16 protein-coding genes are annotated in these 22,485 nt (G+C 55.6%); 7 read left to right on the top strand and 9 right to left on the bottom strand.

All coding sequences use genetic code 11. The annotated features are described in order from the left end of the window. Positions 1–67: 67 nt before the first annotated feature. The 5 genes from ACH1XZ_RS04940 to ACH1XZ_RS04960 all read right to left on the bottom strand — a co-directional run bounded on the left by ACH1XZ_RS04940 (position 68) and on the right by ACH1XZ_RS04960 (position 10,448). Positions 68–1,501 carry an aldehyde dehydrogenase gene (locus ACH1XZ_RS04940; protein ID WP_395594557.1) on the bottom strand — a complete coding sequence of 478 codons (1,434 nt, stop codon included), beginning with the start codon at positions 1,499–1,501 and terminating at the stop codon, positions 68–70. 132 nt (positions 1,502–1,633) lie between these two features. Next, positions 1,634–3,757 (bottom strand): virulence factor SrfC family protein, encoded by a 2,124-nt coding sequence (locus tag ACH1XZ_RS04945; protein WP_395594558.1) that lies wholly within the window; start codon positions 3,755–3,757, stop codon positions 1,634–1,636. Further along, positions 3,754–6,735, bottom strand: a complete 2,982-nt coding sequence (locus ACH1XZ_RS04950) for a virulence factor SrfB (protein ID WP_395594559.1) — start codon at positions 6,733–6,735, stop codon at positions 3,754–3,756. The genes ACH1XZ_RS04945 and ACH1XZ_RS04950 overlap by 4 nt, the downstream gene beginning before the upstream one ends. 3 nt (positions 6,736–6,738) lie before the next feature. After that, positions 6,739–8,067: an SrfA family protein gene (locus ACH1XZ_RS04955; protein WP_395594560.1), complete on the bottom strand. Its 1,329-nt coding sequence runs from the start codon at positions 8,065–8,067 to the stop codon at positions 6,739–6,741. A gap of 404 nt (positions 8,068–8,471) precedes the next feature. Further along, the gene (locus ACH1XZ_RS04960; RefSeq protein WP_395594561.1) at positions 8,472–10,448 is read right to left on the bottom strand and encodes an alkyl/aryl-sulfatase; all 1,977 of its coding nucleotides are present in this window, start codon (positions 10,446–10,448) and stop codon (positions 8,472–8,474) included. 862 nt (positions 10,449–11,310) lie between these two features. Here ACH1XZ_RS04960 and ACH1XZ_RS04965 point away from each other — a divergent pair. Together ACH1XZ_RS04965 and ACH1XZ_RS04970 are read left to right on the top strand one after the other, a co-directional pair. Next, positions 11,311–12,918: an ABC transporter substrate-binding protein gene (locus ACH1XZ_RS04965; protein WP_395594562.1), complete on the top strand. Its 1,608-nt coding sequence runs from the start codon at positions 11,311–11,313 to the stop codon at positions 12,916–12,918. Positions 12,919–12,927: 9 nt separating this feature from the next. After that, on the top strand, positions 12,928–13,161 hold the full coding sequence (locus ACH1XZ_RS04970; protein WP_395594563.1) for a DUF2526 family protein: 234 nt from the start codon (positions 12,928–12,930) through the stop codon (positions 13,159–13,161). Between the two features lie 402 nt (positions 13,162–13,563). On the opposite strand, the gene ACH1XZ_RS04975 is transcribed toward ACH1XZ_RS04970, so the two are convergent. Together ACH1XZ_RS04975 and ACH1XZ_RS04980 are read right to left on the bottom strand one after the other, a co-directional pair. After that, positions 13,564–14,013, bottom strand: coding sequence for a DMT family transporter (locus tag ACH1XZ_RS04975; protein ID WP_395594564.1), 450 nt, complete (start codon positions 14,011–14,013; stop codon positions 13,564–13,566). After that, entirely contained in the window at positions 14,010–14,528 is a 519-nt protein-coding gene (locus ACH1XZ_RS04980; protein WP_395594565.1) for a GNAT family N-acetyltransferase, read from the bottom strand. The genes ACH1XZ_RS04975 and ACH1XZ_RS04980 overlap by 4 nt, the downstream gene beginning before the upstream one ends. A gap of 40 nt (positions 14,529–14,568) precedes the next feature. Between ACH1XZ_RS04980 and ACH1XZ_RS04985 the strand changes: the two genes are divergently transcribed. Together ACH1XZ_RS04985 and ACH1XZ_RS04990 are read left to right on the top strand one after the other, a co-directional pair. Then, a complete protein-coding gene (locus ACH1XZ_RS04985; RefSeq protein ID WP_395594566.1) occupies positions 14,569–15,141 on the top strand; it encodes a helix-turn-helix domain-containing protein in 573 nt (190 codons plus the stop codon). A gap of 172 nt (positions 15,142–15,313) precedes the next feature. Beyond that, positions 15,314–15,973 carry a GntR family transcriptional regulator gene (locus tag ACH1XZ_RS04990; protein ID WP_395594567.1) on the top strand — a complete coding sequence of 220 codons (660 nt, stop codon included), beginning with the start codon at positions 15,314–15,316 and terminating at the stop codon, positions 15,971–15,973. Between the two features lie 51 nt (positions 15,974–16,024). On the opposite strand, the gene pqqU is transcribed toward ACH1XZ_RS04990, so the two are convergent. Further along, entirely contained in the window at positions 16,025–18,136 is a 2,112-nt protein-coding gene (gene pqqU, locus ACH1XZ_RS04995) for a TonB-dependent receptor PqqU (RefSeq protein WP_395594568.1), read from the bottom strand. 257 nt (positions 18,137–18,393) lie between these two features. Here pqqU and yncE point away from each other — a divergent pair, with 257 nt between their 5' ends. Both yncE and ACH1XZ_RS05005 read left to right on the top strand, forming a co-directional pair. Further along, a complete protein-coding gene (gene yncE / locus ACH1XZ_RS05000; protein WP_395594569.1) occupies positions 18,394–19,458 on the top strand; it encodes a 7-bladed beta-propeller protein YncE in 1,065 nt (354 codons plus the stop codon). A 144-nt stretch (positions 19,459–19,602) separates the two neighbouring features. Then, positions 19,603–19,824, top strand: a complete 222-nt coding sequence (locus tag ACH1XZ_RS05005) for a YgdI/YgdR family lipoprotein (RefSeq protein ID WP_035897298.1) — start codon at positions 19,603–19,605, stop codon at positions 19,822–19,824. A 12-nt stretch (positions 19,825–19,836) separates the two neighbouring features. On the opposite strand, the gene feaR is transcribed toward ACH1XZ_RS05005, so the two are convergent. After that, positions 19,837–20,745 carry a transcriptional regulator FeaR gene (gene feaR, locus ACH1XZ_RS05010; protein WP_395594570.1) on the bottom strand — a complete coding sequence of 303 codons (909 nt, stop codon included), beginning with the start codon at positions 20,743–20,745 and terminating at the stop codon, positions 19,837–19,839. A gap of 233 nt (positions 20,746–20,978) precedes the next feature. Here feaR and ACH1XZ_RS05015 point away from each other — a divergent pair, with 233 nt between their 5' ends. Further along, the gene (locus tag ACH1XZ_RS05015) at positions 20,979–22,478 is read left to right on the top strand and encodes an aldehyde dehydrogenase family protein (RefSeq protein WP_395594571.1); all 1,500 of its coding nucleotides are present in this window, start codon (positions 20,979–20,981) and stop codon (positions 22,476–22,478) included. The last annotated feature ends 7 nt before the right edge of the window (positions 22,479–22,485 follow it).

A 22,485-nucleotide genomic window follows, 5' to 3' on the forward strand; every position in this document is an offset into this window, starting at 1 on the left:
GTTAACTACAGGCCAATAAACCGCGTAACACGGCTTATTGGCCACTTTCACAAATGCCCAAAAATCACTAGAACGGTAGTTTTCTCGGCTGCGTCTGCATTGTCACCCAGCGCAGTTCCGTAAACTCATGAATTCCCGCTCGACCACCAAAACGCCCGTAGCCTGAATCTTTGGTGCCGCCAAACGGCATCTGTGCTTCATCGTGTACCGTCGGGCCATTGATGTGGCAAATCCCGGTTTGCAGATTCTGCGCCACGTTCCATGCGCGGGCGGTATCCCGGCTGTAGACGGCGGATGAAAGCCCATAAGCGCTGTCGTTGGCAACCCGCACGGCATCCTGCTCGTCAATCGCGCGGATCACGGCTTTCACCGGACCAAACGACTCTTCGTGCCAGATTCGCATGGCCGGTGTGACGCCATCCAGCAGCGTGGCGGACATGAATGTCGACGTCGCTTTCCCGCCGGTCAATAGCGTCGCGCCAAGAGTCAGTGCGTCATCAATCAGCGCATTACAGCGCTCCACGGTTTTCTTATCCACGACGGAGCCAAGTATCCCATTCGGCAGTGCATTCACCCGCTTAATGAGCGCCTGAATAAACGGCTCGGCAATTGCCTGCTCAACGATAATGCGCTCGGTCGACATGCAGATCTGCCCGGCGTTAGCAAACGCCCCGAAGCACGCGCCAGCGGCAGCCTGGTCGGTATCCGCGTCATTCAGCACCAGCAACGGCGCTTTACCGCCGAGTTCAAGCACCACCGGTTTAAGGTATTTAGCACAGGTCTGAGCAATGATTCGCCCAACTTGCGTAGAGCCGGTGAAGTTAATGCGCCGTACGCCGGGGTGAGCAATTAAGGTCTCAACCAGCGCGGGGGCATCCTGCGGCGCGCAGGTAAGGTAGTTCACCACGCCTGCCGGGAAGCCCGCCGCTGCCAGCGAGGCGATAATCAACCCTTGTGTCGCCGGTGACAGTTCGGAGCCTTTAAGGATAACCGTATTGCCGCAGGCAAGCGGCGTGGCGATGGCGCGTACCGCCAGAATAATCGGCGCATTCCACGGCGCCATACCGAGCACGACGCCCGCGCCCTGACGGGTAGCCATCGCCAGATTGCCTGGAATATTTGACGGGATCACCTGACCGTCAATCTGCGTGGTCAACGCCGCGGCTTCGCGCAGAATATCGGCTCCAAGGTGTACGTTGAACCCCGCCCAGTGAGGCGTCGCGCCGGTTTCGGCGTTCATGATGGCGACAAACTGCTCGCTGCGTTTTTCCAGCTCATCGGCGGCGGCCAGCAGCAGACGGCGACGTTCACCCGCAGAGGTATCACGCCACTGTGGAAAAGCGGCTGCGGCAGCATCGGCTGTGCGGGTCGCATCTTTCAGGGTGGCGGCAGGCGCAATGCTCGCAGTCTCTTGGGTGACCGGATTCTGGCGTGTGAAGGTGGCGGCGTTTTGCGCGGCGCAGGTTTCGCCGTGAATAAACAGGGTACAGGTGATGGTCATGGTGGCCTCTTATCGACTCGGGTTATTTATCGAGTGTAAAGAGGCGCCCGTGGCTTGAATATCCATGGTGCGGATTTCGCACGTTTTTTTTCAGCTTTTGAAAGCGGTTCACATCCTTGTGCCGCCGAGGGTTTACCGGAGAATCGTTTGTAGCGTTTGCTGCGCGTCACGGTCTAATGCCAGCAGGTTGATGGCCTCGCCGGGTTCGGTACTGCGGGCATAAAGCGCAACCAGCCAGTCATAAACATAGCGCGTCGCGGCATGGACCGGCTGATCGCCAAGCTGGGTAAGACGTGTGCGGGATGGCGCTGCGGGCAGGGCGAAAATGGCTTCACCTTTGGCGACGCGGCTTGCCGGGCGTTCCGACGCCGGCTGCTCTGCGTAGCCCAACCAGTTAATGAAGTTGCCAATAATGGCGCGAAGCTGCGCAGCACCGGCCTGCTGTCCGGCGCTGGCGCGCCGTAGCTGCTGCGCAAGCGCCAGACGTTGGCTGGCAACCAGAAGCGACAAGGCGAGCTGCTGCTGTGAATCGGCGCTGAGCAGCGCATGCGGCTGACGGCTCCATTGGCGCAAATGTTTACACCACAGCGCATAGGCCAGTGAGCCATGATCCTGATGCACCAGCGTATTTTCCGCCACTGTTTCAGGTGTGGCAAACAGGTCGACCGCATCATTAAACAGGCCGCTAACTTTCTCTTCGCGCTGTTGCTGAACCTGGCACAGGGCATCGAACGCCGCAAGGTCAGGGAGTAAGCTTTCCAGCAGTTCGCCATGGCGTGCGGCGTGCGTCTGTAGTTCGCGGATCATCGCTTCGACTTTGGCAGTATCCGGCTGTGCTGGTGCCAGCAACGGCCGACACAGCGTGCGTAACTGTTGCTGACGGGCAGTCGCCATCGCGGCGAAACGACGCTGACGTAATTCTGACTGCGAAGCCTGAGATAGCCACTCAATCAGGCGCTGTAAGCTGCTGTGATCGAGCGCTTGCAGAGTTCCCCAATGTTGGCCGGGCTTGCCTACCAACTGTTGAATCGCCTCATCAAAATGACGTTTATGCACGAAGCGGTCGTCTTCCGGGGTAATCGCCCACACCAGGCCTGGCAGTTTATTCTCCTGCACGGGCTGCGTTTCGGTTACCCAGCGCAACAGCGTTTTTGCCGTGTCCGGAATCGCCGTGCGCTGCGCGGTGGCGTTGCAGGTGAGCAGGATGTCCGGCTGCTGTTGCTGGCGGTAGTGATCCAGCAGCCAGCGGCATTTACAGGCCCACAGTGGGGACGTTTCATCCCGTGGTGGCACGGGAATATCGATAATATCGACGTTATCCAGCACGCCGTGTTCGGTGCTGAGCACCAGTTCCAGCGTGAGCTCTGCAAGCGTGGTGACCGGCACGCTGACGGCGTTCTGGTAGCCGTCGCGGGTTAACGGATGCACCAGAACGGCGTCGTCGGTTTCGCCACCTGGCGTTAAGAAGGCATCCATCGGCAGGGCGAAAGCATCAACCAGCAGGCTCAGCGGTGCCATGACTTCCCGGCGATTGCCCAACTGATGCAGCGTATGGGCAAGGGTTAACCACTGTTGGGTCAGTTCCTGCTGTTCGCCCCACAGCAACGACCAGGCGCGGGCACGGGCGCTGAGATCCAACGACGGCAGCAGGTGCGCAAACTGATACCACAGCGCATCATCAATCTGCTGATAGGCCGTTGGCAGAGTGTCGCGCCAGAAACGGCTGATGGTGGCAACGTCCGTTGCCGTCAGGCCGGGAACCGGCTGCGGCTGACGCAAACTTTGCCAGCCGCGCAGGCGTTGGGCGATAACGCTGCTGTCCGGAGGACGAACATCGCCGCGCTGCCAGGCGTGGGTGATAAATAGCTGAACCAGCTCCGCTTCGCTAATCAGTTTCAGGCGCAGCGGGAACGCATCGTCCGGCGTGGACTGGTCGCGGCTAAAGCGCAGCGCCATTTGCGTCAGGCTATGGCCCGGATTGATGTGGCTGAAGTAGTCGAGCGTTTTGCTACCGCATTGCACTGTCAAACGGCCTTCGCCGCTGCCGCATAGCGTACGGAGAAGATGCGCTTTCGACGGCTGCGAATGGCCGAACAGCGCGATGCTGGCGCGACGCGTTATCGCCTGTTGGTGCGTTTGCTGCTGCGCATCAAGGGACAGCAGTCGAATAAGCAGGGCATCCGCATCATCATCCAGCGCCGGGTGCGCGTGTCGCTCGGTGGCGAGCCAGTCCATTACTGCGTGTACGGTGGTCATTTCAGGAATACGCTCCCGCTATCAATCCAGTAGTGGCTGCCGCTATGACGGCGGTCGGCCAACGTATTTAGCTTCAGGGTCAGGGCATCCGGTGAGACCGGCGTGCCGTCCTGTAACCACGCATCGCTAAGCACGAATGCCTGCGGCGCTTCGTTTTTGCTCCCGCCCTGAAGTTTCAGTCGTACCTGCAGCACGCCATCACCGGCAATGGCCCGGGCCAGCTCCGGTGAGTTGATGCTCAGGGTGTAGAGCGGCGTGGCAGGCCAGCGGGTATTCGCCAATTGACGGAAGCCGAGGGTGACATTGCCGCGCAGCGGGAAGTGCAGGCGGGCGTCGAGCTTCGCGCCGGGCTTGTCGAGGTCGAGATCCTGATACCAGATATTCTCATCGCGTAGCGTATTGACGGTTTTATCCAGCACGCCCAGATAACGCACGGTGGAGTAAGCGCCAATATCTGCCGCTTTAAAGTTAAAGTGCGGCAGGCGAAGATCCAGCGCCAGGCTGCACAGCATCGCGCCGACGGCAGCGGTGGATTTCGGGTTACCAATGCGCCCTTGCTGGCTGAACGGATACCATTCGTGAACGTGGTATTTATCCAGCCAGACCATGCGGTTGACCGGTACCGGCTGGAGGTAGCGAATCAGCGCCTGAACGCCCGGCAGACAGCCTGGACGACCGGTGACCAGCAGCACGTCGCAGCGGTAATGGGAAATGGCTTCACACAGCGCGTGCAGCGGGCCCGCAAGAGTAAACTCGCCTACCAGCATGGCTGACTGAAGGGCGCTGAAGGTGACCTCCAGCGGCACGGCAAGCAGGTCAAACGGCGCGCTTCCGGCAGGCAGAGCGTGTTCGATGGCCTGACCGACGTAGTTCATGACATTACGGGTTGGCGTTTGCGTTAGCAATTCACCGAAGGTGGCGTGCAGCCCGGCCAACGGGTCCTGAACATCGCTCTGTTCCCATGCCGCGAGAATCGCGTGACCAATCGGCATAAACAGTTGCAAGGTGGTCTGCTGGCGCAGCACCGCCTGGGTGTCTAAGCGGCCCGAATCACCAAACAGGGTGGCCATGAGCGCTTGCGCATCGGCGACGCCCGATTTTTGCAGTTGGGTTTGCAGCGCGGGCAGGACGCAACGCTGAATAATATCCAGCAGCACGTCGTCACCGGCAATTTTAAACCCCTCGCGGAACAGCAACTGCGGGGTGATTTTGACGTTGCCGCCGATACCGTCATCTAACTGGTATTCGGCAATGGCCATATCGGTGGTGCCACCCCCAAGGTCCAGCGAGGCAATGCGCAGCGAGCGGCCAGGCGCTTCACCCGCTTCAGGTTGGCGGTCCGGGCGGGCCATCGCGGTGAAGAGCGCTTCGGTCTGTCCGGCAAAATGAGAGATGGCTTCGTTGTATAGCCACACCAGTTGACCGCAGCTAGCTTCATCCCATTCCATATGGATTTTCGGGATTGGCACGACGCTCTTTTCCTGCAGACGAACGTTAGCAAAATCGTCGTCCTGCGGGTGCCAGCCCATGGCTTTCCAGACCAGCGCAATGGCTTCAAACATGCGGCGACGGAAGATCTCGCGCTCCTGCTTTGGCATCGCCGACGGCAGGGTGAGGATTAGCGTACGGAGCTGACGCGGCGAAGCCGGGAAGCCTAGACGCAGACGCGTCGCCACGCTGTTAATTTGTCCTAGCGCCTGCGCCAGCAGCTCGCAGAGCATATGGGTCATCAGGGTGCTGCGGCTGTACTGCGGCGAGAAGACCGGCATGCGCTCGTCCGGCGGCAGGGTAAACAGCGGCTGGCCTTCATCGTTCATCAGGTTCATCAGCGGGAAGGCGGTTGCCAGCGGTTCGCGCTGGGTTTTGCCGTTCATCTGGCTAAAGCGCCAGTCCTGGACCGTTGGGGTTTCATCCCACAGGTAGCGGCGCGGGCTGGAGATGCCGCTGTAGCCTTCGGTACCGGAGCGCTGCATCGCCAGCTTGCGGGCTTCATCGCCCACGCGCACCAGCGATGGCCAGATAAAGGCGTCTTCGCGCCCGCTTTCGACGGAGAAGTGCTGCTTGCCAAAACGGGATTCGGAGAACTCAACCCGGCTGGTAAACAGCGGTTCGTTCAGGTACTGCGGCTCGCTGAGTGAGCGCACCTGTAGCTCGGCGGTCTGGCGCAGGCCGTCGTTGGCATCGCCGTGGTCTTCAATGATCACGCCGCAGGTGTGGGTGTTGCCGACATCGAGAATTAAGTCCACCGGAATCGCTGGCGTGCTGAGGGTGGCGGTGACCATTTTAATTTCCGGCACCGTCAGCTGTTCGCCGAGCAGCGCCAGAATGTTCATCCAGTGGCCCTGATATTCAAAGCTGCGCAGCGCCTGGGCAATATCGCGTTCGCTTCGGGCTTCATAGGCGGTGGTGGTCTGCTGGAACACTTCGCGCAGCCAGCCGTCAATCCAGGTCTGGTCGAGGAAGTCGGCAATTTCATTATCGCGCCAGGCCAGCGCAAAGCGGGTGCCGTTCAGCAGATCGCCGGCGACCGGGGAGAGCGACATCGCATCGTCCTGGCTTATTTGGCTGTCGAACGCCAGCGTCACGCGGTGGGTGTTGCCTGCGCTATCCGGTTCGGCGAGCTTTCTTATCTGTACGCGCGCCCAGTTATCCGGCCCTTCAACGAAGGTACGCGGTGGGTTAAAGCGTAGGAACGGCAGCGGCAGCCAGACGCCGTCGAGCAGCGTCAGCGAGTGGTGCAGGGCAAGCGTGGATTCGGGCTTAACCACTTCAGGCGCGCGACCGGGCTCACCCGGCAGCGTATAGCGCTGGTTAACCATGTCATAATCGAGGCGCAACAGGGGGCCGTTGGCGGTTTTGCGCACGAAGCGCCCGTGCTGCAACGACTCTTGTGGGCTCAGGCCGAAATCAAGGAACTGTACGCCGCTGTTGGCAATCAGCGTAACGCTTTGTTTGTAATCGCAAAGGGTGACCAACATGACTTAGGCTCCCGTCTTTTTAAAGGTCAACGGCACAACGGTCTTAGCATCAAACCGTGCGGTGCAGACGGCGACGTTGCTGTTGCCAGGCTTACAGCTAATTTCCGGCAGCGGATAGCGCGCGCCGTCGCTGCACTGCGCGTTTCCACGGCTCTTTATCATCAGCTCGCCGTTTTGATGCAGGCCAGAGAAGACTGCCGCTTTACAGACGATACTGCCTTCACGCACCACGCGAGCGGTGCCTTTGTTGTTCTGAATCTGATAACGCACGCTCGGCGCCTTGCCACTGTGGGCGTCGCTGACGTCCATCTGAGCGCGCCAGGTGCCGTTCAGGAAGCGGGTGGTCCCGGCGCGAAGCTGGTCGGCATCCATCACCATCGCATCTTTAGGAATGACGGCGATCACTACTGGTTTCTCTTCTGGCACCACAACCGGTTCTGGCTTGACGCTCGCCTGATGCAGCGGCAAATCGCTAATCAGCATCGGCATGTCGGGGGCTTTTGGCATGGCTGGCGCAGGCGCTGGTTCAACCTGGGCGACGGGTTCAGACTCAGCCTGCGTGGTGGGGATCATCAACGGAACGGCAATGGCTACGGCGGCAACCGCGGCGGCCAGCGGCAGCCCCCAGACCCAGCGCGGACGGCGTGTTTTTGGCGCAGCGATAACCGGGGTGCCCGGTGCCTGCGGCTCTTCGGCGTCTTCCACTGGTAACGTATAAGCGTTGATTAGCGGTTCATTGGCGGAGATTAGCGGCGCGTCGGCTTCGCTAAACGTGACCAGAACCTCTTCAGGCTCTTCCACCTCAGGCACATCGGCGATAACCGGCTCTTCTTCGACGATGATTTCCGGCTCGACGTAGCGCAGGCAATCAAGCGCATCTTCACGCGCGCTTTCATTTAGATTCACGAAGCCCCAGAAGCTGATAACCGGTTTACCCGCTACCAGGAACAGGTGGTTTTCACCGGGAAACTGCAGCGATTTTTCCAGCAGCGCGCCAAAAAGCTGCTGCGCGGTTTTGTCTGATTGCAGGCATTTTTTACTGAGCGCGCGGGCGCTTTCCTGCAAACTTTCTAAATAATGCAGCGCGCGGGTGCGCTCGGCTTCGTCGGCTGCTTTCCAGCCAATAATTTCGCCATCGACCGGAGAGTACCAGTCAACGCGGTCGCCTTCATCATTCAACTGCGGTATCGCCAGGCAGTCGGCCAGCGCCAGCTGTTTGCGTAAACGCAGCGTTTCGCGCACCTGAAGCGCAGAATGAAATACGGTTTGCCCGCCGCCGCCTACGGCCTGGAAGTCATCAAGACTGCCACTGCGTAAAAGAGTTTTTGCCACGTTCCTTTCCCATAGACTTCTTCACGGGATTACTTTACCCAAAGCAAAAAGCAACAAACGGCGAAAGAAAGGGGTAAATAGGGTAATTCTCGCGGCATTGAATGGCTGGACTTAAGTAAAATCAAAAAAAAGGCGCCAGACAAGGCGCCTAAGAATGCACAAACGCAGTTGGAACGATGAGGTCTCGTCGCTCTCTTCACGTACTATGCGCGCTGATGAGAACCGTATCAACTGACGCCATTGTCCTGTTCTGGACGCATCGCAAAATGGGTTACTCAGACATAAAACTGAAATACCAGAATGGCTAGCTGGCCATTAATAGCGATAGCGTATCCTTTCGTTCATGAATCCGAGATACGAATAAAAAAAGCTGCCCTAAGGCAGCTTTCACGTAATTGCAGGTATTACGGCGTGACGATATTGAACCAGAATTCAAATTTGTCCATATAGCCCAGCATTTCTTCGAGCTTCGCACCGTCGCCTGAAATCTTAACTTCCCCTTTATCCTGCGCCTGTTTCAGCGTCTCTTCTTTCAGGATAATTTTGTTCAGGGTCGCACGATCCAGAGAAATGGTGGCATCAGCATCTTTTGCTTCTGCATTGGCGGTGTGGTTCAGAACACCGTTTTCCAGCTCCAGCTTGTATTTACCACCGTCGTTACCGAGGTCGATGTTAAAGACGGCTTTCGCGTTGCCCGCTTTCTCCCCGTTGATATGAACCGCCAGGTAGTCAAAGAACATTTCTGGGGTCATCGCACGCACCGTATCCGGGCTTGCCGTGTTCGGGGTCGGCCCCTTCAGCACGCCGTTACGAAGCTCTTGTGCGCCAGTCAGATAGAAGTTACGCCATGGGCCAGACTCTGCCTGATAGCCCAGCTGTTCCAGCGCATCGGCTTCAAGATTACGCGCTTCCTGGTTTTTAGGGTCCGCAAAGACAATCTTGCTGACGACCTGAGCAACCCAACGGTAGTTCCCTTGATCAAAGTCTTCTTTAGCTTTCTTCATGATGGCATCCGGGCCACCCATGTAGTCAACGAACTTCTTAGCCGCTTCTTCAGGCGGCAGTTCGTCCAGGGTGGCCGGGTTGCCGTCGAACCAGCCGAGGTACAGGACGTAGGTTGCCTTCACGTCGTGACTGACGGAGCCGTAGTAACCGCGGTTCGCCCAGGTATGCGCCAGGCTATCCGGCAGCTTGAAGTTTGCCGCGATTTCATCACGGGTCAGACCTTCGTTCGCCATACGCAGGGTCTGGTCGTTAATGTAGCGATAGAGGTCACGCTGGCTCTTCAGCAGGTTGACCACATTTTCGTTACCCCAGGTTGGCCAGTGGTGCTGCGCCATGATGATTTCAGCTTTATCACCCCAACGCACGATGGCTTCGTTGATGTACTTCGACCACGGCAGCGGTTCACGAATCTTCGCGCCACGCAGGGAATAGGTGTTGTGCAGGGTATGGGTGACGTCTTCAGCAGACTCGATGAGTTTTTTCTCTTCGATATACCACAGCATTTCAGATGGGGCTTCTGACCCTGGAGCCAGCATAAAGTCGTAGGTCAGGCCATCGATCACTTCTTTCTGACCGTCTTTTTCAATGATGTTGGTTGGGGCAATCAGCGTAACGGTACCGGCTGATGTGGTGGTCCCAAGGCCTGCGCCAACCTGGCCTTTAGCATCAGGTTTTAGCAGGTTGCCGTACATGTAGCTGGCGCGACGGCTCATGACGTTGCCGGCCATGATGTTTTCTGCAACCGCGGCTTCCATAAAGCCAGCCGGTGCGTAGACCTTCACTTTACCGGATTTAACATCCGCTTCATCGACAACGCCGCGCACGCCGCCGTAGTGGTCAACGTGGCTGTGGGTGTAAATAATCGCGACAACCGGTTTTTTACCGCGATTTTTATAGTAGAGATCCATCCCGACTTTGGCGGTTTCAGCAGACACCAGTGGGTCGACGACCGTAATCCCTTCTTTACCTTCAATGATGGTCATGTTGGAAAGGTCGAGGTTACGAATCTGATAAACCCCGTCGGTCACTTCAAACAGGCCGCTGATGTTAATCAGCTGAGACTGGCGCCACAGGCTTGGGTTGACGGTAGAAGGGGCCTTTTCACCCTCTTTAATAAAGGCATACTGTTGAGGATCCCAGACAACGTTACCTTGTTCACCTTTGATAACGTCTGTCGGCAGAGCCGCAATGAAACCTTTGTGAGCATTGGTAAAGTCGGTATTGTCAGAAAAAGGCAGCTGGTTATAAAGTGCGTCGTTGGCTTTTTTGGTAGTTTCGGTTGCGTCCTTCTGAGATATAGCGGCATAGGCAGGAAGGATAACCGTTGACATCAGACCGGCGAGTGCCAGGCTTTTGACAATAGGCTTTAGTTTCATTGTGACCTCTTTGACTGGTATGAGATTTATAACAATTAAGATGAGCCTTTTTTTACGCCTACAAATACACGGTAGACGTTGATTTTTAAAAGATAACCTATTTTTTACATTTGGCAATATTACAATCACAAAACCATTACTAAATTTCATAAAGGTATTTATTTTTTAACGTGAAATTACATGTTTTTTCTTATCTTGTTGAATTTAAGAGGTTTAGTTATTTTTTATGTTTTCTTTTTAAATTTGACTTAATACGATTTGTCGACTATTTAATAAATTGATTAATAGCTCGGAATTAATGAAACGATTCATCAAATACTTCGGAAGGAATGACTGGTTAGAAAATCATTAAACTTTTCAAGTTGGTTGATTAAATCATATCTGGAAAAGATATGCGCTTCAGCGTTATCCCCCACAGAGATTATTAATAAACCGTTTAATTACGTGTGCGCATTATTTAAATTAGAATAGATAGCTGTCGTTCACGTTCGCAAACTACAGCCAGATGTTATCTGATATTACACACCCGTCGCGAAACGCCATTGTTCATCCGCTTGGCACCACACGCCGACAGTCATATGCAAGGTATCCTTCACGCGGTAGGCCCAGTTGCGCATTTTTTGGTTTATTGAAATCCGCTGGCTGGAAAAAGTTGACTCCAGTGCGGCGCAGGTTATCCCTATCTCCTTGTATTTATAGTAAATAGCTCGGTGTGGAAGAAGAGGGGAAACTCACTGTAGATTAATTAACCTACTGAAAATAAAGCGTTTAATATGATTTATGCCATTTGGTTATTTGCCAGTTATCGGCCCCTGTGCTGTTATTAAGCGGTCCATATAATAAAATCGAAAGGCTTATAACCATGATCACAGGGAACACTACAGGGAAAACGCTCCTCGCGCTGGCCTTCAGTGCGCTGTTACCGGCAAGCGCTTATGCGGCAAACACCGACACGCTGGTTTACTGTTCAGAAGCATCGCCAGAATCCTTCAACCCGCAGATTGCCAGCTCCGGCCCGTCGTTCGTGGCCAGCTCGCAGGTGCTGTATAACCGCTTGATCAACTTTGATCCGGTGAAAAATACCCCGGTGCCTTCACTGGCAACGGACTGGACCATCTCTCCGGATGGCCTGACCTATACCTTCACGCTGCGTCAGGGCGTGAAGTTCAACAGCAACAAATTCTTCAAGCCGACGCGTGATTTTAACGCCGATGACGTGATTTTCTCCGTCATGCGCCAGAAAGACGTCAATCACCCGTATCACAAAGTGTCGCAGGGCAACTACGAGTACTTCAGCGATGTCGGTCTCGATAAGCTCATCAAAGAGGTGAAAAAGGTCGATGACTATCATGTCCAGTTCGTGCTGAGCGAGCCGAATGCCGCTTTCCTCGCCGACTGGGGGATGGACTTCGCGTCGATTCTTTCGGCGGAATATGCCGACCAGATGATGAAAAAAGGCACGCCGGAGAACGTCGATAACTGGCCAATTGGCACCGGCCCGTACGTCCTGCAACAGTACAAGGTGGATTCACAGATTCGTTATCTGGCAAACCCGAACTATTGGGACGGCGCGGTACCGACTAAGCATCTGATCTTCTCCATCACCCCGAACGTGGAAACGCGTCTGGCGAAACTGCAAACCAACGAATGCCAGATAATTCCGGCACCGTCACCGGTTCAGTTTGACGTCATTAAGGGCAATAAAGATCTGGCGCTGCACGCGGTTGAAGCGCTGAACGTCGGCTATCTGGCGTTTAACACCGAGAAAAAACCGTTTGATAACGTGCTGGTGCGTCAGGCGCTGAACTATGCCACCGACAAGCAGGCTATCGTTAACGCGGTGTTTATGGGCTCCGGCACCGTGGCGAAATCGCCGATCCCACCGAACATGATGGGTTACAGCAAAGATTTGAAAGACTACGGTTACGATCCGGAAAAAGCGAAAGCATTGTTGAAACAGGCAGGGCTTGAGAAGGGCGCGGAAGTGACCCTGTGGTCGATGCCGGTACAGCGTCCGTATAACCCGAACTCGCGCCGTATTGCGGAGATGATCCAGAACGACTGGGCGAAAGTCGGCATCAAAGCGAAGATCGTTAGCTATGAGTGGGGCGAATACCTCACCGGTATCCGTAAAGGCGAACATGACAGCGCGCTGTACGGTTGGATGTCGGACAACGGCGATCCGGATAACTTTGCCAATACGCTGCTCGGCTGCGACAGCATTAAAACCGGCTCTAACGCCGCGCGCTGGTGCAATAAAGAGTATGATGGACTGGTGAAAAAGGCGCTGGTAGTGAGCGACCCGGCGAAGCGTGCCGCGCTCTACGGCCAGGCGCAGGAAATCTTCTACCAACAGGCACCGTGGATTGCGCTGGCAAACGGCAAAACCTTCTACGCGACGCGCAGCAACATTACGGGCTACAGCGTCAGCCTGATGGGCAGCGATTTCTCGAAAGTGAAAATCAATTAAGGAGTGAATATGTCACATCTGGATGAGGTCATTGCGCGCGTGGACGCCGCGGTGCAGGAAAGCGTGATTACGCATATGAATGAATTGCTGGTGGTGTTAAGCGACGACCCGGAACTGAGTCGTGAGGATCGTTTCACCCAGCAGCAGCGCCTGCGTGTGGCGATTTCACATCATGGTCAACACCTGCGCGAGCAGGAAGAGACGCGTAAAGAGCAGCTCACTTCAGGTGGCACCATTCTTTAAGTCCGGTATTGTCCCGGCGGCGCTCCGCCTGGCCGGGCCACAATGCTGGTTTTGTAGGCCTGATAAGCGTAGCGCCATCAGGCCGTCCGACACAGGTTGCCGGATGGCGGCGTTGCCTTATCCGGCCTACAGCTTTACGCATCAAAACTGGCGCTTCGCTGGCCGGGCTACAATACAGGTTTTGTAGGCCTGATAAGCGTAGCGCCATCAGGCAGTCCGACGCAGGTTGCCGGATGGCGGCGTTGCCTTATCCGGCCTACAGCTTTACGCATCAAAACTGGCGATCCGCTTGGCCGGGCCACAATGCCGGTTTTGTAGGCCTGATAAGCGTAGCGCCATCAGGCAGTCCGGCGAACGTTGCCGGATGGCGGCGTTGCCTTATCCGGCCTACAGCTTTATGCATCAAAACTGGCGCTTCGCCACCAGCCATGCACCCACAATCAACATCACCGCGCCACATACCGGCCCGAGGAGCGCTCGCCAGGGCACGCCGTGGCTTCTGACCACGTCCATCACCAGCCCGCCAATCAGTTGACTGGCGACCAGTACGGCAATAGTCGTTGCCGCCCCCACGTACTGATAACCGCTGATGCTGGCAAACACGAAGAACGACCCAAGCAGGCCTGGAATCAACGTCCACCATTTAATGGTCGCTACCAGCTCGCTTACGCCCGCGAGCCCGTGTTTAATCAGCAAAATGCTGACAAACAGCACGATGCCTACCAGTGAGTTCAGCAGCATCGCCACCAGAATGGTGGAGGCCGACTGAGTAATGCGTACCATCAGCGTGTTCTGGATAACCAGCCCAATCCCGGCGGCTATCAGGAACGTCAGCGTGAGGGACTGATTCATGCCTGCCCATCCGGGTCGCTGCGGTTATCGAGCTGTAGCTGCATGAAGGTGAGATCCAGCCAGCGACCAAACTTAGTCCCCACCTGCGGCATCTGCCCGGTGGTGACAAAACCGTGCTTCTCGTGCAGATGCAACGACGCGTGGTTCTGTGATTCAATACCCGCCACCATCACGTGCTTACCGCGACGGCGGGCTTCTTCAATCAGCGCACCGAGCAGAATATTACCGAGCCCTTTGCCCTGGTGTTCCGGATGAACATAGACGGAATGTTCAACGGTATGGCGGAAGCCGTCAAAGTTACGCCAGTCGCCGTAGGAGGCGTAGCCGGTCACCATGCCGTTCTCTTCGCTTACCAGCACCGGGAAATGGCCGATCTGGCGTGCTTCAAACCAGGCAATACGGTTATCGGTATCGACGGTTTTGTCGTTCCAGATAGCGGCGGTATGGACAACCGCGTGGTTATAGATTGCCGCAATAGCGGCGCAGTCTTCTTTTGTTGCGAAACGAATAGCCATAGAGTTGCACCCTGAGTGTTGTTCACTATATTATTACGATATGAATACTATTGAAGACAACTTAAATCAACGGATCGGGGCAAGAATTCGCATTGAGCGTGAGTCGCGCAGCTGGTCGCTGAGCGAATTGGCCGAGCGTGCGGGCGTCTCCCGGGCGATGATCCACAAAATTGAACGCGGCGAGAGCAGCCCGACAGCGGCGCTGCTGGCGCGGCTTTCGGGTGCTTTCAGTATCAGTATGTCGACGCTGATTGCCCGTGCGGAGATGCAGGAAGGGAAATTGCTGCGGTTTGCCGACCAGCCGGTCTGGCACGATCCGCAGACCCACTATCTGCGCCGCCACGTATCTCCACGCGGCGAGCTACCGATTGATCTGGTGCAAATTGAGCTACCGGCGGGCAGCGATATCCCGATGCCCGCGTCGGCCTACGCCATGGCGCGACAGCTTATCTGGGTGCAAGAGGGCGAGCTGCTGTTTATGGAAGGTGATACGGCGCATCGAATGCAAACCGGTGACTGCCTCGAACTGGGCCCGCCTAACGACTGCCGTTTTATTAACGACAGCGGTCAATCCTGCACGTATTTGATAGTCCGACTGAACGTTCCGTTGTAGTTAACGATTCAGCAGCCAGATTGCATAGTTTACGCATGATTAATGTTCTATTAATTGTGCTTAAATCTAATTTTGATAAAAATATATATCGTATTTTCTTCGCAAAAAATAAAACCCCAGCTATTAATTATAAATACGTCTGGGTAAATAAATACGCGGAGTTATAATAATTATGCTGGATTTTGCTAAAGCACAACGTATCAGTTTGACACAGCAAGTAGAAAATAATATCAAGAATGCGCTCGTCATGGGGGCGTTAAAACCCGGTGAGCGATTAGTCACCAGAGAAATTGCCGTAAACCAAGGCATCAGTATTACGCCAGTGCGCGAAGCGCTGCTGCGTCTGGTTTCATTCGGTGCGCTTCAGGCGGCACCTGCACAGGCCTTTATGGTGCCAGCGCTAACCAGTTCAGCTTATCTTGAGATTAATCGGATTCGAAAAAACCTTGAAGGGATGGCTACAGCAGCGGCCTCCGAAAAAATAACCGCAGATAAAATGAGGGAGCTAAGGTCCCTCTCAGAAGCCTTCCATGAGGCAAAATCTGTCGGTGATATCCCGCGAATGCTGGAAACAAATTATCAATTTCGTTTCCAGATATACACCTATGCTGAAATGCCAACCTTAATGGCAATGATTGAACAATTATGGGTGCGAACAGGGCCAAGCCTGCATTTTTTATATTTAAATTCTATGGAACCGTTTCAGCATCAAAATGTGTATCAGCCGTTGTTGGATGCGCTGGAAAAAAGGGATTCAGCAGAAAGTTATTCGGCGATATGTCAAATTATTGATGAATCAACATCGTATTTGAAACAGCAGTATCGGCATTAATTTAAGTTTGGGAAATACGTTTCCGGGCAACCCCGGAAACGTCGTCATGTATTATTCAAAACGCCACGCCACATTGACACCTACGCCGTAGTTACGACCTGGTGCCGGTTCGTAGTATCGTCCGTTAGACTCATTCACGATAACCGAGCCCACATATTCGCGGTCAAACAGGTTATCGACGCGGCCGAAGACATCCAGCGTCCAGTTGCTGAGGTTGAACTTGTAGCCGGTGTTCAGGCCAACCACGGTCCAGGACGGCGCGCGGGCGGTGTTGGCATCGTTGGCCATAATATCGCCCATGTAATGCACGTCCGCACCGGCGTACCAGCCGCTTTCCGGTTCATAGCCTAGCGAAGCGAAGCCCATATTGCGCGCGATGCCGGGAATACGGTTACCGTTACAGCTGCCGTTGCCGCAGACATCGGTGCGGTAGGTAGCGTTAAGCCAGGTCCAGGCCGCTTTGGCGCGCCAGTTTTCGGCGAACTGCTGGTCAATCGCCAGTTCAGCGCCCTGGCGACGGGTTTTACCGGCATTTTTATAGCTGGCGCGGCTGTCGGTATTACTGTCGGTGACTATCTCGTTGGTGGTATTGGTCTGGAACAGCGCGGCGCTGAGCAGGCCGTTGCCAATGCGGGTTTTGCTACCGATCTCATAGGTCTCGTTGGTGGCTGGTTTGAGATCCAGATTCAGCCCATTCGCCGTACCGGAACGGTAGGAGAGTTCGCTGATGGTGGGGGTTTCAAAGCCGCGACCAACGCTGGCATAGACGTTCCACGCATCGGTAATGGCGTATTTTAACGAGCCCGCCGGCAGCCATTCGTGATAGCTGGTATCACCGCTGCTGTCGCCGTTACCCGTGGTGACGTAGTGATCGTTGGAGTCAAACCACACTGAGCTATAACGCACGCCCGCGTCCAGGGTCAGTTTATCGGTTAGCTGCCACTGAGTTTGCAGATACGGGTCGAGATTCCACATCAGGTTGCGTTCGTTGCGGCGTAAGTTACCTTTTTCGCCAAACTCCGGCGTCGAGCCATTCATGACGTAGTTTTCGTAGCCCCGGCGCTTTTCATTCATGTTTTCGTAGTTAAGTCCGGTGGTGAACGTCACCGGAATCAACAGTTCGCCGCGATGCGTCCAGCGGGTATCGATGCCCTGATAGTGACGATCGAGGTCGATCACGCCGCCAGAGTGGCTTGGTTTCTGCTGTGGCGCATAGGGAATCGACTGATACTGCGTGGTCTGACGTTCCCCGGCGTACATCATCACGCTCAGGTCGTCCTGCGCGCTCAGTTGACGTTCGTAACGCAGGCCCGCCTGGGTCTGCTTAACGCTTTTACGCGTATTGTACTGGTCACCGCGCGGCGACTGCTGGCGGTCAGCGTCCATCTCGCTCTTGGTCAGCCCGCCCGGATCGTTAGCGTTAATATCGACAGTGTTAAACAGCAGCGTCACCTTGCTGACGTCGTTAATCCGTACGCCGAGTTTGGCGTTGGCGAGGTTTTTGCGCGCGGCGCTGTGATCGCGATAGCCGTGGGTGGTGAATCGATTCGTCGACACCGTGTAATCAACGTCGCCCGCGTGGGTACCGTCGCCCACGGCGCCGCTGGCTTTCATGCCGTAATGCCAGGTGCCGTAACTGCCGTAGTAGCTGTTGGCTTCAATGGTAGTGGGCTGCTTCCCGGTCTGGGTGGTGACGTTGACCACGCCGCCAGAGGCGTTACCGTACAGGGCAGAGAAGGGGCCGCGCAGCACGTCAACGTTCTCGATACTGCCGATGTCGATGTTCGAGGTTTGCCCCTGACCGTCTGGCATGGTAGCCGGAATACCGTCAACGTACAGACGGATACCGCGCACGCCGAAGGTTGAACGGGAGCCAAAACCACGAATAGAAAGCTGAAGATCCTGCGCATAGTTCTGACGGTTCTGCACCTGCAAACCCGGCACCGCACCCAGCGATTCTGAAAGGTTAACCTGTGGTGCGGCGTGACGCATATCTTCGCCGTCGACGACGCTGACGGCGGCAGGGGTATCCAGCTCAGAAACGGCCTGCGGTGCGGCGGTGACGATTAACGTTTGTTCATCATTGGCCCAGGAAAAAGGAGAAAAAACAAGCGGCAACAGCAGCGCAGGCAGCGCTACAGAGCGTACGGTTATGATTTTCATGAAAAACTCGCAAAATGTACCAAATGGAACAGACCCCAATAGGTTAATACTTTTGTAAATGTATTGAAAACTTTAGCAGCATAAATCGTTAATTTCCGGTGATGAAATAGAAACTATTTGGTTGCTGGAGGTAATAAAAGCTCCACTTTACATAAATTAATGATTACTATTCGCATCTACTAAACGTTGCGCTATGACGCTGCGAAGAAAGAAGCGATGTGAAGCAGAAATCATTACGTTCATCAAAGGGAGTCGTCATGTCATTACGTCAATTGTCCGCGCCGCGTCTGCGCCGTTCTCTGTTGTTGAGTGCTTTCCTGCTGGCGGGAAGCTTTAGCGCGCATGCCGCAGATGAAATGCTGCGTAAAGCGGTCGGCAAAGGGGCATATGAAATGGCCTACAGCCAGCAGGAAAATGCGCTGTGGCTGGCCACATCACAAAGCCGTAAAACCGATAAAGGCGGGATTGTTTATCGCCTTGACCCGGTCACGCTGGAAGTGACGCAGGTTATTCATAACGATCTCAAACCGTTTGGCGCGACGCTAAATAACCAGACCCAGACCCTGTGGTTTGGCAACACCATCAACGGTGCGGTGACCGCGATTGACGCCAAAACCGGCGACGTGAAGGGACGTCTGGTGCTGGACGGCCGTGAGCGCAGCGAAACGGTTAAGCCATTGCAGCCGCGTGAACTGGCGGTGGATGAGAAAACCAACACCGTATACATCACCGGCATTGGCAAAGACGGCAGCTCCGTCTGGGTGGTTGATGGCGACAAGCTGACGCTGAAAACCACCATCACCGGTACCGGTACCTTCGGCACGGGCCTGGCGGTCGACTCGGATAAACAGCGTCTGTACGTCACCAACGGCGACGGCGAACTGGTCACCATCGATACCGCGAGCAACAAAATTCTGACCCGTCAGAAGCTGCTGGATGATGGCAAAGAACACTTCTATATCAATATCAGCCTGGATAAAGCCGGTCAGCGTGCCTTTATCACTGATTCCAAACAGCCGGAACTGCTGGTGGTCAATCTGAAAGATGGCAAAGTGCTGTCGAAGGTCGATACTCAGGAAGGGCTGGCGGTGCTGTTTAACCCGGTGCGTAACGAAGTTTACGTGACCCAGCGTAAAGCGGGCACCGTGACGGTGATTGATGCGAAAGACTATAAAGTCACCAAAACCATCAAAACCCCAACCTTCCCGAACAGCCTGACGCTCTCCGCTGACGGTAAAACGCTGTACGTCAGCGTGAAACAGGAATCTACACGTCAGAAAGAGGCCACTGCGCCTGACGATGTGATTCGTATCGCGCTGTAAGTCGTATGCCGGGAGGTCATTTGACCTCCCGGAAATCATCACGTTAACTTCTGTTACATCCCACCGATACCCCAATTATCCGTATCCGGCATACAATACGCCGACTTAACCTTGCCGTTGGCGGGGACAATGAACGGAGAGATGATGAAAAAGCCTTTATATTTCCTGTGCGCGGGAGCAATGCTGCTGGCGCTGGCGGGCTGTACGACGAACTATGTGATGACCACCAAAAGCGGCCAGACGATTGTGACGCAGGGTAAACCGCAGCTCGATAAAGAGACCGGCATGACCAGCTACACCGATCAGAACGGCAACGCGCGCGAAATCAACAGCAATGACGTGTCGCAGCTGGTTGAAGATAATTGATGTGAGTTTTGTTTAGCGACCACGCTTGCGGTATTCGCCCGGCGAAATACCGAACCGCTGCTTGAAGGCGGTGGAGAAGTGGCTGTGGTCGCTGAACCCCCAGCGATAGCCGATACCGGCGAGCTTTTCGTCGTCCGGTGCACGCTGTAGCGCTTGCGCGCAGAGGTCAAGACGACGGTTCTTGATATACTGCGCCACCACTAATCCTTTATCGGCAAACAGTCGGTACAGACTTCTTACCGACATGCCGGTCTCATCGGCGAGCCACTCCGGGCGCAGATGCTCTTCCTGAATCGCATCGTCAATCAGCGTCATGATCTTCTGAAACTGCTTTTCGCGCCGTGAAGGGGCAATCTCCTGTTGATGCAGCATCGGGCGCAGCAGGCACACCATCGCATCCAGCGCCGCTTCGCTCTCGCTTGCCGAAAGCTGTGGGCTGCTCATGCTCTCATGCAGCAGGCGCTGGCTAAGCTGAACCATCGGCAGGGATTTATCTAAACGGGTGGCGACGCTAATCCCGCTGCCGCGCAGCTGGTTTTCCAGCAGTTGACGCGGTAGCAGCAGTGAGACCTGACGCGAGGTTTGCTGCCAGAGAATAGAGCAGGGGCGCGAGGCGTCAATCAGCGTCATGTCGCCGGTTTGCAGCTTCACCTGGCGATCGTCCTGCTCAATATCCACCTGACCGGCAAGTTGAAACACGGTGTAGAACCACGCATCGTTGCCGCTGCGGATCTCCTGGTGGGTGCGGAACAGATTGATGTTGCGAGTGGTTACGGTGCTGAGCTTGAGGCTGCCCGCATAGCTGGTATCTATCTCACCATGAAAGTCGCCATCTAACGGACGCGCGGCGAAATGCCCGCACACCTGATTGATTTTCGCCAGCCACGCCTGATATGTCTCACCGCCATTTACCGCTGCCATACGCCATCTCTGCAATGAAAATGTTTTTGCATTGTTGCATTTATGTTGCCTTTAACAAGGGTTCGCGGGGGAATATATGAAAGAACTATTACCTGTTGCACATTTCTGCCAGAGCAACCTGTTGAATTGCGGCGTCTGTCACAGCGGCACAAGCGAATGTCACAGAGACAAAAGCGCGATCTCCAGACCCGCCGTAGACTGAAATAACTAACCGCGAAGAATAAGGAGACGATATGTCCTCATCACAGGTAGCACTGCTCCCGAGCGTGCAGCAGTTTTTAGACCGTCAGCATGGCCTGTTTATTGATGGTGCGCAGCAGGCGGCGCAGAGTGAAAAACGTCTCACCGTCTGGGACCCGGCAACGGGCAAGGCGATTGCTACCACCGCGGATGCTAATGCGGCTGACGTTGACCGCGCGGTGATGTCCGCCTGGCGCACGTTTGTCTCCCGCAGCTGGGCCGGGCGCACGCCTGCCGAACGCGAACGTATTCTGCTGCGCTTTGCTGATCTCGTTGAGCAGAACGGTGAGGAACTCGCCCAACTGGAAACGCTGGAGCAGGGCAAATCCATCAACATCTCCCGCGCCTTTGAAGTGGGCTGCACCCTGAACTGGATGCGCTATACCGCCGGGCTGACCACTAAAATTAGCGGCCGCACGCTGGATGTTTCCATCCCATTCCCGCAGGGCGCGCGCTATCAGGCGTGGACCAAAAAAGAGCCGGTTGGCGTCGTCGCCGGTATCGTGCCGTGGAACTTCCCGCTGATGATTGGCATGTGGAAGGTGATGCCCGCGCTGGCGGCAGGCTGTTCTATCGTTATTAAACCGTCGGAGACCACGCCGCTGACGCTGTTGCGTGTAGCCGAAATGGCTATCGAAGCGGGCGTACCGGAAGGCGTATTTAACGTGGTCACCGGCAGCGGCGCCGAGTGCGGCGCGGCGTTAACTTCGCATCCTCATGTGGCAAAAGTGAGCTTTACCGGCTCTACCGCCACCGGCAAACAAATTGCTCGCGTGGCCGCCGACAGACTCACCCGCGTCACGCTGGAGCTGGGCGGTAAAAACCCGGCGATTGTGCTGAAAGACGCCGACCCGGCCTGGGTTATCGAAGGGCTGATGACCGGCAGCTTCCTTAACCAGGGGCAGGTGTGCGCCGCCAGTTCACGTATCTATATTGAAGCGCCGCTGTTCGATACGCTGGTCAGCGGCTTTGAGCAGGCGGTGAAGTCGCTACAGGTGGGGCCTGGTATGCTGGAAACCACGCAGATTAACCCGGTGGTGTCGCAGGCGCACTGTGCCAAAGTGGCGGCTTATCTCGACGATGCGCGTAAACACAACGCCGAGCTGATTAGCGGCAACGTTGGCCCGGACGCACAGGGCTTCTATATTCCGCCAACCCTGGTTATCAACCCGGAGGCCAACCTGCGCTTAACCCGCGAAGAGGTGTTTGGCCCGGTGGTGAACCTGGTACGCGTCGCCGACGGCGAAGAGGCACTGCGCCTTGCTAACGACAGCGACTTCGGCCTGACCGCCAGCGTCTGGACTCGTGACCTGACTCAAGCGCTGAACTACACCGACCGCCTGCAGGCCGGTACGGTATGGGTCAACAGCCACACGCTAATTGACGCCAACCTGCCGTTCGGCGGTATGAAACAGTCGGGCACCGGGCGTGATTTTGGCCCGGATTGGTTGAACGACTGGTGTGAAACAAAGTCGGTGTGCGTGCGCTACTAATTTGCAC

Origin of the sequence: Kluyvera chengduensis (assembly GCF_044197065.1) — a bacterium.
Classification (GTDB): Bacteria; Pseudomonadota; Gammaproteobacteria; order Enterobacterales; family Enterobacteriaceae; genus Kluyvera; species Kluyvera ascorbata_C.

Coding starts and splice junctions, on each gene's coding strand:
- ACH1XZ_RS04940 (WP_395594557.1), bottom strand. CDS start 1,501: ATGACCATCACCTGTACCCTGTTTATTCACGGCGAAACCTGCGCCGCG.
- ACH1XZ_RS04945 (WP_395594558.1), bottom strand. CDS start 3,757: ATGACCACCGTACACGCAGTAATGGACTGGCTCGCCACCGAGCGACAC.
- ACH1XZ_RS04950 (WP_395594559.1), bottom strand. CDS start 6,735: ATGTTGGTCACCCTTTGCGATTACAAACAAAGCGTTACGCTGATTGCC.
- ACH1XZ_RS04960 (WP_395594561.1), bottom strand. CDS start 10,448: ATGAAACTAAAGCCTATTGTCAAAAGCCTGGCACTCGCCGGTCTGATG.
- ACH1XZ_RS04965 (WP_395594562.1), top strand. CDS start 11,311: ATGATCACAGGGAACACTACAGGGAAAACGCTCCTCGCGCTGGCCTTC.
- ACH1XZ_RS04970 (WP_395594563.1), top strand. CDS start 12,928: ATGTCACATCTGGATGAGGTCATTGCGCGCGTGGACGCCGCGGTGCAG.
- ACH1XZ_RS04975 (WP_395594564.1), bottom strand. CDS start 14,013: ATGAATCAGTCCCTCACGCTGACGTTCCTGATAGCCGCCGGGATTGGG.
- ACH1XZ_RS04980 (WP_395594565.1), bottom strand. CDS start 14,528: ATGGCTATTCGTTTCGCAACAAAAGAAGACTGCGCCGCTATTGCGGCA.
- ACH1XZ_RS04985 (WP_395594566.1), top strand. CDS start 14,569: ATGAATACTATTGAAGACAACTTAAATCAACGGATCGGGGCAAGAATT.
- ACH1XZ_RS04990 (WP_395594567.1), top strand. CDS start 15,314: ATGCTGGATTTTGCTAAAGCACAACGTATCAGTTTGACACAGCAAGTA.
- pqqU (WP_395594568.1), bottom strand. CDS start 18,136: ATGAAAATCATAACCGTACGCTCTGTAGCGCTGCCTGCGCTGCTGTTG.
- yncE (WP_395594569.1), top strand. CDS start 18,394: ATGTCATTACGTCAATTGTCCGCGCCGCGTCTGCGCCGTTCTCTGTTG.
- ACH1XZ_RS05005 (WP_035897298.1), top strand. CDS start 19,603: ATGAAAAAGCCTTTATATTTCCTGTGCGCGGGAGCAATGCTGCTGGCG.
- feaR (WP_395594570.1), bottom strand. CDS start 20,745: ATGGCAGCGGTAAATGGCGGTGAGACATATCAGGCGTGGCTGGCGAAA.
- ACH1XZ_RS05015 (WP_395594571.1), top strand. CDS start 20,979: ATGTCCTCATCACAGGTAGCACTGCTCCCGAGCGTGCAGCAGTTTTTA.